The sequence below is a fragment of the Nonomuraea jiangxiensis genome (assembly GCF_900099965.1).
GTDB classification, from domain to species: Bacteria; Actinomycetota; Actinomycetes; order Streptosporangiales; family Streptosporangiaceae; genus Nonomuraea; species Nonomuraea jiangxiensis.
In genome coordinates this window covers 96993-108946 of sequence record NZ_FNDJ01000037.1, presented here as the reverse complement: position 1 = coordinate 108946, position 11954 = coordinate 96993, and the positions used below count along the sequence as shown (strand labels likewise).

Sequence of the window (11954 nt, the reverse complement as noted above, 5' to 3'; positions counted from 1 at the left end):
CGGTCCACGATCTGACCGCCGCTCGCGCGCATGTGCTGGGCGCGTTGTACGCCGCAGCCGCAGCCGGCCTGCCCACCCTCGCCGACAGCGGCTACGACGGCGCCGGGATCGGCATTCATACGCCGATCAAACAGCCCGAAGGCAACCAGGTTCTCAGCCCGGACAACCGCACCTACAACCGGCTCCTACGCGCCCTGCGATGTCTCGGCGAACGCGGATTCGCCCTGCTCAAAGGCCGCTGGCGGATCCTCCAGCACATTACCGCCAGCCCCAGCACAATCGGCGACATCGCCCGCGCCGCCCTTGTGCTCACCCATTTCGAGCACAACTACCTACCGACAATTCGCTGAGATCACGTCAGTGTGGCTCCCAGCCGTGCTGCCCATGATCATTGCACGATTTAGCATGTGCCCGGCGGAGATAATCGCTACCGGCTCTGGCAAGGAACGCTGGTCGCCTGATCACATTGTTACGGCTGGAGGGTTCGGATGGGAATCCATGGGCTTGATCCTCAACGTGCGAAGCGGGTGGCCGAGTTGGAGGCAGAGTGCCGGCCCGTACTTGGACAGGAAGACGGCATGGAAGCGGTGCAACGTCTCCTGGCTGGCCGGGGCGTGGGCTTAGCGGATTCGATCTTGATCACAAGACAACTCCTGGGGGCAGGCCCAAGCGCACTCGGAGAAGCCAAGGCAACTGTATTGGGCAGTACGGCCCGGACCACCGAACGGGCGCATCATGGACGTTTGATGGCCGACCTCCTTGCCCGACTCAAGGATGACCCAGACATCCAGGCGTACGAATCAGGCGACCAGTAGCAGCCTCTGGTCACCTGAAGACTGGGAGGACCTCCTCGCTCCGGACGTAGACCGTAACCACGTTGCCCGGTGAGCCGTGCTTCGTTCCTCAGCACGGCTCGACGATCGCCCCCAGCAATCCACAGTGGCCCGCCATGCCGTGGCGATCGTAAGGGCTGCATCTGTGCGGCGGCATGGCAACCCCGGTCGGAGCGTTCGGTCCGTGTGGCGGGGCGGGAGCGCGGTGGCCGGCCCGGTGTCCCGCCGCCGTCCGGGCGGAGGGCCGGGGGTACGGCGGCGCGCCGCGCCGCCGCTTGATACCTACAAGAACAATTCGGCAGTGCAGGGCTGCAGGCCTGATGATCATGCAGACGATTGGCTCAAGCTCCGGTGTGACGAGTTGATGGCGGCCAAGAGTTCCCGGGCTGAGGAATCTCGCTTACCCGTGAGCGCCTTCTCTACCCCGGCGAGTTGTTAGAAGGCCCAGCGAGACTCTGTGCGTTGTGCCGTTTCCAGGGCCAGGCGCCCGCTGGCGATGCCCTCGTTGAGGTCGCCGATGCGGAGTTGAGCGGCGGCGATGTCGGCGTGAACTGCGGCGATCTTCTTGTGGTCGGTCTCATGGGCCAGAGCGTTGAGGACGGCCTGGCCTTGATCGATAACGCGTTGTTCGTTGCCGAGGTTCACCGAACACCTGGCGATGTACATCAATGAGACCAAAGGCTCCTTCGTGTTTCTCGGCAAGCGCGGGGCGTTCCTTCGGGGGAGCATCTTCTGGCGTTAGGCCAAGTGGGCTGACGCGCTCTAGGAGATGGGGGTGCAAGGGCTGCACTTTCACGATCTCCGGCACACCGGTAACACCCTGGCGGCCCAGTCAGGAGCGAGCCTCGCCGACCTCAAGGCGCGCATGGGACACGCAAGCGACCGAGCCGCGCTCATCTACCAGCACGCCACCCGAGACGCTGACCGGAAGATCACCGAGGCCCTCTCGGCCCGCGTCAAGGCCGAGCAGAAGAAGGTGAAGAAGACGCCCAGGAAGAAAGATGACGACGGCAGCGCGGGCGTGCTGGTCCCCGCTGGTTAATGGCACGCTAGTGGCACGAACACCCCGTCACGTGGAGCCTAGGAGATTCGAACTCCTGACTTCCCTGCTTGCAAAGACGCATGCCGATCTTGCTCGACCTGCGAAGACGCAGCTTCGCGCCCTGATCGCGTTTCCCGTGACTCCCCGCTGTTCCCCCTCGTTGCCCGTCCCATCGGGCACTCGACGGGCACGCCGTGCGAGTACGGGATGTGCCTAGGACCTGCGCCTGTTTTCAAGCTCCTTCATCTGGCGAGCCGCGTGATTGATCGTTTTGAGAATGGCTTGGATCTCGTCCCTGCGGAAGCCCATGCGCATATGAAGGTCGGCGTAATCTAGGTGGATGCCGTTGCAGACCTCGTTGAGCGCGTTGTTGATCAGGGAGACATCGTCGCGGCTCAGAATGACGACGATCTCATCCTCGGTTATTGCGTTGATCTCCACATCCGAAGCATCGCAGACCTGCCCTGTCCGATCTTCCCGGTTGCTGCGCCTCCGGAGCGGCCTCCTTCTCTGGGGCGGACGACGGGAATCGCTGTCAGCTTGGGAAGTACATCGAGTACGGCTGGTAGGACTGCTGGCCTGGGCTTTGGGCCGGTCATGAGTGACCGTGGTTGACCCCTCGTCACCCTGGTTAACGGCCCGGTGGTCACCCCGGCCCTACCTCGCAACATGGGATCCTCGGCACATGCCCACGATCATGAACAGCCTTCCCGATCCCCTGCCCGAGTTCTTTGATTGCGGCTGCTCGGACATCTACTACTGTCCGCGGTCCAGGGATGTCGAATGCCCCCAGCACAGTGGCTTCGATGTCTGCTGCGACGCACTTGATCAGCACATCCTGCTCCATGTGTGACCACCAGCTTGGAAGATTTCGGTACGCGACCCTGTGAGCTGCTGCGGCGCTGGCCAGAGGAGGCCTTACCTTGTCCGTGATTCCCCGTGATTCCCCCTCATTCCCCGGCTTTACTGGCACGCGAATGGCACGGCCTGAGAACCCCGTGCGGACGCACGCACCTCTCTCGTCGGGAAAAGCCGGCCCCCAACCACCTACGAACCTGGGCCCTGCCTCTTGCGATCATCCCGGAGCCGGAGGCCCCCGCCGGAGGTAATAGACGGTGTGGGGATGGATCGGGCAGACTTGATCGAAATAATGATCGGATTCTGAGGAAAGGGTCGGGTGGGCGAGTTGACAGAGCTGTTTGTGTGGCTGGGGGGAGTGCTTTCGTGGTTATTCTCGATGGCGGTGCTGTTCTTTGTGATCTATGTGGCGATACGGCTGGCGCTCACGCATGATCGTCGGAGTCAGGTCCCACATCCGCGCGATGTGGCGGATGCGGAGCTGCGGGAGCGTGCAGCGGCGGAGAGAGCAGCACAGAAGCGAGAGGCGGAGGAGCGAGCGGCTCGACGGCGTGAAGCGGAAGGAACTGACGCCGTGTAGCGGCGGCGGGCCGGTGGTCGGCGCGCTAGCTGGGTACGGCGGGCGCGCCGTACGGCTACGGCCCGGGTCGCCGCCAGCCGGGACCGGCGCCCACGCCACACGCCCGGCTGGCGGGCGGCAGAAGGCCGGGGTACGGCGGCGCGGCGCGCCGCCGCTTGATACGCGGGGCCTGACGTCGTGGATCGTCCCGCCCCCGACACGTTCGCAACCAAGACCGATGCGGAACAGTGGCTGGTCAAGATCGAGGCGAAGATTCTCGCAGACGAGTGGATCGACCCGGACGCCGGAAAGATCGCGTTCGGCAAGTACGCCGGAGACTGGATCGACGAACGGCCCAACCTTCGACCGCGGACCGTGGAGTTGTACGGCTACCTCCTGCGTCGGCATCACGCCGACCTTCGGGGACAAGGCCCTCAACGAATCTCACGCTGACGCAGGCAGAAGCCGTCGTAACGGCCGCCGAACAGGCAGATGTCCGCATCCGTGCTTACATCCTCCTATCCCTCCTCACCGGAGCACGCACAGAAGAAGTACGCGCATTGACCTGGTCACATGTGGTGGCGTTCGACCAGAAGCGAGGAGCGTGGCTATCGGTCGAAGAGGTCCGATGGGACCACGAGGAGTTCGCCGTCTACGTCTGGCGATCCGTACGCAAGAAGGGCGACACGAAGACCGTCAAGTCGCGCCGCACGCTCAAGCTGCCAGCCCGCGCGGTTAAGGCTCTTCGCCTGCTCAGAGAGAAGCAAGACGAGGTGCGCGCCGATGCAGTGAACTCGCCGATCGTCGGAGGCCTGGTCTTCCGCATCAAGACCGGCACAGCGCTCACGGCAACGAACGTCCGACGTGACTTTCGCAAAGTACTGAAAAGCGCCAGCCTAATCGACAGGGAGTGGACGCCCCGCGAGCTACGGCATAGTTTCGTGTCGCTTCTATCAGACTCTGGGGTTCCGATCGAGGACATCTCCCGACTGGTCGGACATGCAAACACCGTAGTTACCGAGACAGTCTACCGCTTCCAGCTTCGCCCTGTCCTCCTCGAAGGAGCCAAGGCAATGGATGCGATCTTCCGCGAACATGCCTAGATAGCCGTCTTCTCCTCGCCCCCGCTGACGATCACGGCAGCGGGGGTGTCTGCATGCACGCAGAGCATCGCCATCATGGCTCGTTGCCGCGCGATCCTTCCGTGCGTGCACGTCAATCATGCGTCCTTCTGTCTCTCCGCGCGGGCAAGGGCGTCGCACAATCAGCACCAACGCCTTCGTTAACCTCGCCAAACCACGGTTACCCTGACCCTTACCATCTTCGATCCTGACACCCGATACGACGATCACCCTGGGGCCCGAGGCAGCCCATAGTAGAAAAAAGATACACATACATACCCAAATAGAACGCTTGGCCTAAAACTCCCATCGTTGACCATTACCAGTCGAGCATTCGATAGGACATGTCGTGGCACAGGCGGTGCTCATGACTGATACTGAAGTCATGACTGCACCCAAGCATGGACCCCTCCTAGTCACCCTAGGCACAGTGGCCGCAGGGACTGCCATCGCAACTGGCGCGTTCTGGATCAATGGACTAGAAGAGGCGAGTTGGTTCGCTGCAGTTGTTACACTTCCGCTTACCGTCGCATCTCTCATAGTCGCTCTATTGCAGAGAGCACCAATTTCGTTAAATCGAAATCGACAGAGAAGTGATTCTCGCGATGAAAGCGAGCGGAATGCTTGCATACACCAAAGAAATAACAGAGGTGACAATATCATCCAGCAGGGTCCTACTAATATTATTTTGACTACACGGACCAGAGAGGACCCAAAGAAAGGATAGGTCACTCAATGGCACAGGAGTCCTTTCGGCAAGAAAATCAAGAGGGACCCAATGTCAGCCAGAACAGCAACTCTGGGCAGAATATATATATCACTAACATTCAGCAGCCGACTACACCCACAGAAGAGACCGCCCCGGAAGAACCACCAGAGGCGGAGACAAAGCCCGAATTAGAACCAGAGCCAGGACCCGAAGGATGTGGCTGGGTTCTCATCGTAATCGCTGTAATCGTTGGCCTGATTATTCTTGTTGCTCTATTGAACAACGGCGACGAGGGCGAACCTGAATCCAGTAAGCCTTATCCGGCCGGCGTTACTAACGAAAAGATTCTTCAGCCAGTTTCTGACACAATATACAACTGCGCGAAGGAACCTGTACTGGCCCCGCGGACCTGTCCGCAGAAAGCTACCTCTATCGAGGAGGTTTCGAAAGTACGCTGGTCCGTCCACGGATATCCGACCGATGGAGCAGATATCCAATTTGATGGCAGCACATTCACAGTCGACGGCACGGCCGTCCTGAGCATAAGATTCCGAGAAGGATCAACAGACAGATACGAAGTTCACATCGTCCCTTACAGAGCAAAAGTTTTTCTAGACTCAGGCCAACTTCGCCTTGGCAGCATAGTTAAACTCGACGATATTTCTAGTCGTGTTAAGAAGCAGGAACCTGCCTTGGCATGGGAAGACATCAAGACACAGGTACGTGCCGCATTTGATAGGTGCGCCTCCAGCAAGCAGGCCCCTATGCCTCCTGGTTGCCCGAACAACCGTCGGTACGATGCCGACGACGCCATATGGACGCTGGAATCAAATCCAGTACTAAATGCTGTCAAAGAATTTGATGAGACGACTGGCGTGATTCACGCTCTCGGAAGTTACTCTATACATCTCGATGGAGTTAATTTCTTTGGCAGGGTTCAGGGAAGCCAGGCCGGCGACTATGACGCATGGGTCATCTTCGGAGACACTGGAATCGAAGTTCTGGATATCCGTCATGAGTGATCCCTGCATGCTGTGGCGATCGTGAGGGCTGCACCTGTGCGGCGACGCGAACCCCCAGGCAGAGGGTTCAGCCTGTGTGGTGCGGTTGGTGTGCGGCGGCCAAACCGGTGTCCCGCTCCGTCCGGGACCAGTCCCCGGGCCGCACGCCTGGACGGCGGGCAGAGGGCCAGGGTGCGGCAGCGCGCCGCGCCGGCGCCTTGATACCCACATAAGACCCATTCGGCAACTGATCGCCGTTGAGCGCTATGGCGGGAGTGCTCCCGGAGTGCGTTCGATCTCCGATTGGTGGGTTATTCGCTTTCTGCACTTCGCGTCATGGCTAGGCCATCGAGCATGCGACCACGGGACGGTGAGCGGCTCGCGGAGGACGATCACTTCGAGACCCCCGTGCCCACCACAGGCGACGGATGCGTGACCACAAACGCGGTAGTCACGCAGTTTGTCACTCACCCTCGCCTCGCTGTGGTCGGCGAGGGTGAGTTCTCCCTGGTGGAGCCTAGGAGATTCGAACTCCTGACTTCCTGCTTGCAAAGCAGGCGCTCTGCCAACTGAGCTAAGGCCCCTTCGACGAAGATAGCTTACCGGGCGGACGAAGCCACCTGCGTCGTCCCAAGGTCGTCGCTCAGTACCAAGCTCGGAAAATCCGCGATCGAGTCCAGGATGTGGGTTGCGCCGCCCTTCAGGAGGCGTTCACGGCTGTGGACGCCTGTCATCACGCCTGCGACGATCGAGGCGCCGGCTCGTTTGCCGCAGAGCATGTCGCTTTCCGAGTCGCCGATGACTGCCACCTGGCGTACGTCTTGGACGCCCAGTTTGAGGACGGCGTGCAGGACCATGTCAGGCCAGGGGCGGCCGCGGCCGCCGGCGTCTTCGGGGCAGATGGCGAGGTCGATCTTGTCGTGCCAGCCGAGGACGCTCAGTACGCGACTCAGGGTGGTACGGCTGAAGCCGGTGATCAGGGCGAGCTTGATGCCGGTGCCGCGGAGCTTGTCGAGGACTTCGAGGACTCCGGGCACGGGTATGAGACCTGCTCGCTCAAGGGCACCCTCGTAGGAGCGCTCGAACGTCAGGTTCGCCGCCTGGGCCTGGGCCTCGTTGCCGGGGAAGATCCCGCGGAAGACATCGATCTTGGGGCAGCCCCGGGACCGGTGCACGTGAACCATGGCACGCGCATACGCTCCGGTCCCGGGCACAATGCCCTGGGTCGCGATCGCCTCGGCAAAGGCGCGCTCGACCATGGCGATGTCACCTACTGTGGTGCCTGCCAGGTCCAGGCACGCCAGCTTGATGGGGACGACGTCACTCATCGCCTCGCCGGTCGGGTTAGTTCTCGCTGCCGGTCGCCTCGGTCCAGAGATCGAGCTCTGCGCGGTCGGCCTGCACCTTACGCCAGATCAGCAACCCCCCAAGGGCGATCAGCGCCAGAACGAGCAGCTTCTTCACGGTGTGACCCCACTTCTTCGACGGCCTCACCTGCCGGGGTGAGACCCAACGGTTGACATGCAGCCTAGCAAGGGATGGCTGCGATCCCTGTGTCGTGCACGGGCCAGATGTGCGGAATGTGCGATGAGCGAGTGCTCAACCCCAGGTGAAGGGCCTCGGCCCGCTGTTGTTGTTCTCTTCGCGGTTCTCTTCGCGGTTCTCGTCTCTCTCCGTTGTTCGATCACCCGCGCTCACATCGTTCATTGTCATCACCCGTACTTTTCTTGGACAACATCCCGATCATGCCAAGATTTCCGACTCTGCGCGTGGCGTGGGGGTTGGGCAACCAGCCTCATGGGCCAGGGAGCAAGGGGCAGGGGGCAAGGGGAGGGCAAGCTTGGTGGGCAGTCGCGGGTTGGGTGGTTCGCGCAGGGCGCCGGCTCGGGGTTGTGGCCGTGCCGGCGAGGTCGCCTGGTGGTGGGGGTGGGAGTGGGCGAGGTGGTGGTGGAAGTATCGGCGTGGCGGGTCGGGTGGAGGTATGCGCAGGTGGGGTAGCCTCCCGGGGGTATCTCGGGAGGTCTTGGGGGCCGAGGCCTGGGGAGTGCTCTTTGGTGCAGGGTTCGGAGGTGGGGGCGCGGTGCGCGGCTGTTCGTCGGAGGTATGGCCGTGGGGGCGGTGTCTCGGAGGTACGGCAAGAGGGTCGCTGTCGTGCGGGTGTGAGTCGGCCGTACGGGGCGCGCTGGTTGTGAGGTGAATCTCACTTCTGCTTATACCCTTGGGGGGTATCATGGGGAGTCGGAGAACGACTGCTTGCGCACGACTGAAGGAGATCGCTATGAGCGCCGCCACCTACACCGTCAACGGCATGACCTGCGGCCACTGCGTCAGCTCCGTGAAGGAAGAGGTCAGCGAAGTGGCGGGGGTTACGTCCGTGGAGGTGGACCTGGCTACCGGGCTGTTGACGGTCGGCAGTGATGCGCCGGTCGATGCGGAGCTGATCAGTGCGGCCGTCAAGGAGGCGGGGTACGAATTGGTGGGCCGATCATGATCGCTGGCACCGCACCGGACTCGGTTCGTACACCCTGGGTGTGACCGTCGTCTTCGACGGTGTCCTGGGGGTCGGGGAGGGCGGTCATGCCGACGGCTCCGGGCATGGGGTGATTGGTGGCATGGCTACGGGCGCATCCTGCCTGATGTGAGCGGTGGCGGCTGGGTCTGAGACGCGTGTCCGTGCGTGCTGGGGCCGGCCGCTCCCAAGGCGTTGCTGATGGGCAGTGGGCAGCGGGGTCAGCTCGGCATCTTGGCTAAGGGGCCGGGAGGGCTGGAGCAGGCGTCCGAGCGGCCGATCGCGTAGGCCGTGGGCAAGGCGGCCGCTGCCCGGGCGAGGCGCTGCCCGTGGCGGGGACTGCCCGTGGCGGGGACTGCCCGTGGCGGGGCTGCCGACGTTGGAGCGGTTCGCCGACATTGGAGCGGTTCGCCAACGTCTAAGGGGTCGGCTGCGTGGGGTGGTGCCACGGGCAGGCGGTGTTGGTCGGCTGGGCTCCGGTTGTTGGTGGAGTCGTCACAGTCGCTCAACGCCGAACTGGGGCGGGTGGTACCGACCCGTCCCAGCCCACCGCCACCGCGGTCCGGCCGACCTGCTCGGCCTCCCGGCGCGGGCGGTGCTGATGGTGGCCGACGTGGGGGAGCCCACCAGCGAAGGGGCCGTGGCGCGGTTGTGCGGGCTGGGGTTGACTCCGGTGCTGCTGGCCGGGGACAGCGCGGTCGGGGCCCGGGGAGTGGTGGTCTCCGTGGGCATCGACGCCGGGTCGCGGCCGACGCCATTCGGTTGTCGCGCCGGACGCCGGCCACGATCACGGGGAAGCCGTTCTGAGGGTTCGCCTACAACGTGGCGGTGTGGGGGTGCGCTACCCGGTGATCGCGGGTGTGGCGGTGGTGTTCTGCGGCGGGTTCGTGGTGGGTGACGGACTGCGAGTGCGGTGCTTCGCCTGATCACTCGGCGGCGGCGCTCATGCGTACGACTCCGGTGTCATCCGGGTGGCCACCCCCATCCGGTTCCATGCGTTGATGGTGGCCACGGCGACCACGAGGGCGGCCAGTTCCTGCTCGTCGAAGACGGCGGCGGCGCGGGCCCAGATCTCGTCCGTGATGTCGCTGGTGGAGAGCCTGGTGGCGGCCTCGGTGAAGGCCAGGGCGGCGCGTTCCTGCTCGGTGAAGAAGGGGGCCTCCTGCCAGACGGCCACGGCGTGCAGGCGGGCGTCGCTCTCCCCCTCCTTCTTGGCGTCCGAGCTGTGCATGTCCACGCAGTAGACGCAGCCGTTGATCTGGCTGGCGCGCAGGCTCACCAGCTGGAGGAGGGGCTTGGGGAGGGTGCTCTGCGCCACGAACTTGTCCAGTCCGGACATCGCCTTGTACGCGTCGCGGGCCAGCGACCCGAGGTTCATTCGTTCGGTCATGCCCCCATCCTGCAACCCATCTTGTCCCGATATAAGCTCCAATTTCCGGCAAGTTGATTGGGCCAAGTTGGACGTACACATCAGCCTCGGCGGCCGTGGTGACCTGGCCGCACAGGTCTACCGACAGCTCCTTGAGGCCATCCTCGACGGGCGGCTGCGCGCGGGCGAGCGGTTGCCCCCGACCAGGGAGCTGGCCCGCCGGCTGGAGATCTCCAGGAACACGGTCGCGCTCGCCTACGACCGCCTGGTCGCCGACGGGTTCCTGGTGGGGCGGGCGGGGGCGGGCACGTTCGTGTCGGCGCAGCAGGTCAGGCGCCGGGCCGCGCCCAAGGGGGTGGTGCAGCCGAAGCCGGTCTGGCGCGAGCTCCACGGCGTACGACCGCCGCAGCCCGCCCGGTACGACTTCCGCGCCGGTATCCCGGACCCGCACCTGTTCCCGATGGAGACCTGGCGCAGGCTGGTGGCTCGCGAGCTGCGGGTAGGCGTCGCCACCTATAGCGACCCTTCCGGATACGAGCCTCTAAGGGAGGCTATTTCGCGGCATATCGGTATCAGTCGCTCGGTGCTCGCCGGCCCCGGCGACGTACTCATCACGAACGGCGCCCAGCAGGCCCTCGACCTCATCGGCCGCGTCCTCATCGAACCAGGCACCTGCGTGGCCGTCGAGGAGCCCGGCTATCCCCCGGCCCGCCAGCTGTTCCGCTCCCTCGGCGCGCGCGTGGCCGGGGTCCCGGTGGACGCCGAGGGCCTGGTCGTCGAGGCCGTACCCGGCTCCGCCCGCATCGTGTACGTGACGCCCTCCCACCAGTTCCCGCTCGGCACTCCCATGTCGCCGGCCCGCCGAGCCGCCCTGCTGGCCTGGGCGGAACGCCGCCGCGCCGTGGTCATCGAGGACGACTACGACAGCGAGTTCCGCTTCGGCGAACGCCCGCTCGAACCCCTCCAGAGCCTCGACCGCGCCGGCCGCGTCATCTACGTGGGCTCGTTCTCGAAGACCCTGCTCCCCATGCTGAGGCTCGGCTTCCTGGTCGCCCCCGCGTCGCTCGCGCCCGCCCTGCGTACCGCCAGACGCCTGTCCGACTGGCACGGCGAGCTGCCCACGCAGGCCGCCCTGGCCCGCTTCATCGACGAGGGCCTGCTGGCCAGGCACATCAGGAAGGCCACCCGCGAGTACGCCGCCAGGCACGCGCTGATCGCCGAGGCGCTCGCCGGTTTCCTGGATCTGATCCCCTCTACGGCCGGCCTGCACCTGTGTGCCCGCATCCCGCCGGGAATGTCGGTACGCCTGCCGCCGGACGTGGCAGTGGAACGGCTGGAGGCGTACTGTGGCGAGGCCCCGCCCCAGCCCGGCCTCGTCCTGGGCTACGGCGCGATCACCCGAGACGCCATCCCCGAGGGACTGCGCCTGCTACGGATGGCGGCGCAGCCAGAACCGCCTGGCCCGCTCCCCTGACATCTCCGGGTCGTCGGGCGGCGAGGGCTGCTGCACGATCACGACCGTGGTCTTGGCGTGCCGGGCGCAGTACATGCTGGTGGAGGGCAGGAAGATGCGGCTGAGCAGGCCGCGCCGCCCCCTCCCGAGCACCAGCAGGTCGCCCTCGCGGGCCAGGTCCACGAGGTGGTAGCCGGGATCGCCGACCCTGCCGATCGCGACCGTCGTGAGGTCGTCCGGCACCCCGCCCGCCACGTCCTCGAACACACTGTTGATCACCTCGGCGCAGCGCGCCTCCTCGCCGGCTCTGACGGCGTGCTGAACGGGCAGCGCCTCAGGGAAGGGATGCACGGGCGCACGGCTGACGTGAACGACCACCAACGCCATCCGGTGCAGCCTGGCCGCGCCGATGGCCCAGGCGAGAGCCCAGCGCGAGGCCGGGGACTCGTCCACCCCCACGATCAGCCTCACACCGCCGGGCAGTTCCTGTTCCACGGTGC

13 protein-coding genes, 1 tRNA gene and 1 pseudogene are annotated in these 11954 nt (G+C 64.5%); 8 read left to right on the top strand and 7 right to left on the bottom strand.

What is annotated here, in order from left to right; all coding sequences use genetic code 11:
- The coding region (locus BLS95_RS47875) for a transposase family protein (protein WP_143044214.1) at window positions 1-350 on the top strand (350 nt) is incomplete at its 5' end.
- Between the two features lie 918 nt (window positions 351-1268).
- Here the strand turns inward: BLS95_RS47875 and BLS95_RS47870 are convergent.
- Window positions 1269-1499: a hypothetical protein gene (locus BLS95_RS47870; protein ID WP_090946290.1), complete on the bottom strand. Its 231-nt coding sequence runs from the start codon at window positions 1497-1499 to the stop codon at window positions 1269-1271.
- A gap of 109 nt (window positions 1500-1608) precedes the next feature.
- Between BLS95_RS47870 and BLS95_RS47865 the strand changes: the two genes are divergently transcribed.
- Window positions 1609-1875, top strand: a complete 267-nt coding sequence (locus BLS95_RS47865; RefSeq protein WP_176993788.1) for a tyrosine-type recombinase/integrase — start codon at window positions 1609-1611, stop codon at window positions 1873-1875.
- A gap of 213 nt (window positions 1876-2088) precedes the next feature.
- On the opposite strand, the gene BLS95_RS47860 is transcribed toward BLS95_RS47865, so the two are convergent.
- On the bottom strand, window positions 2089-2316 hold the full coding sequence (locus tag BLS95_RS47860) for a hypothetical protein (protein ID WP_090946288.1): 228 nt from the start codon (window positions 2314-2316) through the stop codon (window positions 2089-2091).
- A gap of 244 nt (window positions 2317-2560) precedes the next feature.
- Between BLS95_RS47860 and BLS95_RS56415 the strand changes: the two genes are divergently transcribed.
- The 4 genes and pseudogenes from BLS95_RS56415 (at window position 2561) to BLS95_RS55065 (ending at window position 6144) form a co-directional block, all read left to right on the top strand.
- Complete coding sequence (locus BLS95_RS56415; RefSeq protein ID WP_176993787.1) at window positions 2561-2728, top strand: hypothetical protein; 168 nt, start codon at window positions 2561-2563, stop codon at window positions 2726-2728.
- A gap of 756 nt (window positions 2729-3484) precedes the next feature.
- Window positions 3485-3745: pseudogene (locus tag BLS95_RS57310) on the top strand (hypothetical protein); the annotation flags it as partial.
- On the top strand, window positions 3631-4395 hold the full coding sequence (locus tag BLS95_RS47855; protein WP_218136347.1) for a site-specific integrase: 765 nt from the start codon (window positions 3631-3633) through the stop codon (window positions 4393-4395). The pseudogene BLS95_RS57310 and the gene BLS95_RS47855, both read left to right, overlap by 115 nt.
- A 753-nt stretch (window positions 4396-5148) precedes the next feature.
- On the top strand, window positions 5149-6144 hold the full coding sequence (locus BLS95_RS55065) for a hypothetical protein (protein ID WP_143044213.1): 996 nt from the start codon (window positions 5149-5151) through the stop codon (window positions 6142-6144).
- 487 nt (window positions 6145-6631) lie between these two features.
- Here BLS95_RS55065 and BLS95_RS47850 read toward each other — a convergent pair.
- From BLS95_RS47850 to BLS95_RS57305, 3 genes are all read right to left on the bottom strand, one after another.
- Window positions 6632-6707: transfer RNA gene (locus BLS95_RS47850), tRNA-Ala, on the bottom strand.
- A 15-nt stretch (window positions 6708-6722) separates the two neighbouring features.
- Window positions 6723-7451, bottom strand: coding sequence for an HAD-IA family hydrolase (locus BLS95_RS47845; RefSeq protein WP_090946286.1), 729 nt, complete (start codon window positions 7449-7451; stop codon window positions 6723-6725).
- A 16-nt stretch (window positions 7452-7467) separates the two neighbouring features.
- Window positions 7468-7587, bottom strand: coding sequence for a DLW-39 family protein (locus BLS95_RS57305; RefSeq protein WP_020542320.1), 120 nt, complete (start codon window positions 7585-7587; stop codon window positions 7468-7470).
- Window positions 7588-8401: 814 nt separating this feature from the next.
- Here BLS95_RS57305 and BLS95_RS47840 point away from each other — a divergent pair.
- The gene (locus tag BLS95_RS47840; RefSeq protein WP_090946285.1) at window positions 8402-8614 is read left to right on the top strand and encodes a heavy-metal-associated domain-containing protein; all 213 of its coding nucleotides are present in this window, start codon (window positions 8402-8404) and stop codon (window positions 8612-8614) included.
- 961 nt (window positions 8615-9575) lie between these two features.
- Here BLS95_RS47840 and BLS95_RS59420 read toward each other — a convergent pair.
- Window positions 9576-10022 carry a carboxymuconolactone decarboxylase family protein gene (locus tag BLS95_RS59420; protein WP_090946284.1) on the bottom strand — a complete coding sequence of 149 codons (447 nt, stop codon included), beginning with the start codon at window positions 10020-10022 and terminating at the stop codon, window positions 9576-9578.
- A 67-nt stretch (window positions 10023-10089) separates the two neighbouring features.
- On the opposite strand from BLS95_RS59420, the gene pdxR reads away from it, so the two are divergent.
- Window positions 10090-11475, top strand: coding sequence for a MocR-like pyridoxine biosynthesis transcription factor PdxR (gene pdxR, locus BLS95_RS47830; protein WP_090946283.1), 1386 nt, complete (start codon window positions 10090-10092; stop codon window positions 11473-11475).
- On the opposite strand, the gene BLS95_RS47825 is transcribed toward pdxR, so the two are convergent.
- The gene (locus BLS95_RS47825) at window positions 11431-11949 is read right to left on the bottom strand and encodes a universal stress protein (RefSeq protein WP_090946282.1); all 519 of its coding nucleotides are present in this window, start codon (window positions 11947-11949) and stop codon (window positions 11431-11433) included. The two genes, pdxR and BLS95_RS47825, sit on opposite strands and share 45 nt — an antisense overlap.
- Window positions 11950-11954: the final 5 nt, after the last annotated feature.

Bases quoted from the DNA above. Each gene is read 5' to 3' on its own strand.
- BLS95_RS47845 (WP_090946286.1), bottom strand. From the start codon at position 7,451: ATGAGTGACGTCGTCCCCATCAAGCTGGCGTGCCTGGACCTGGCAGGC.
- BLS95_RS47840 (WP_090946285.1), top strand. From the start codon at position 8,402: ATGAGCGCCGCCACCTACACCGTCAACGGCATGACCTGCGGCCACTGC.
- BLS95_RS59420 (WP_090946284.1), bottom strand. From the start codon at position 10,022: ATGACCGAACGAATGAACCTCGGGTCGCTGGCCCGCGACGCGTACAAG.
- BLS95_RS47870 (WP_090946290.1), bottom strand. From the start codon at position 1,499: ATGTACATCGCCAGGTGTTCGGTGAACCTCGGCAACGAACAACGCGTT.
- BLS95_RS55065 (WP_143044213.1), top strand. From the start codon at position 5,149: ATGGCACAGGAGTCCTTTCGGCAAGAAAATCAAGAGGGACCCAATGTC.
- BLS95_RS56415 (WP_176993787.1), top strand. From the start codon at position 2,561: ATGCCCACGATCATGAACAGCCTTCCCGATCCCCTGCCCGAGTTCTTT.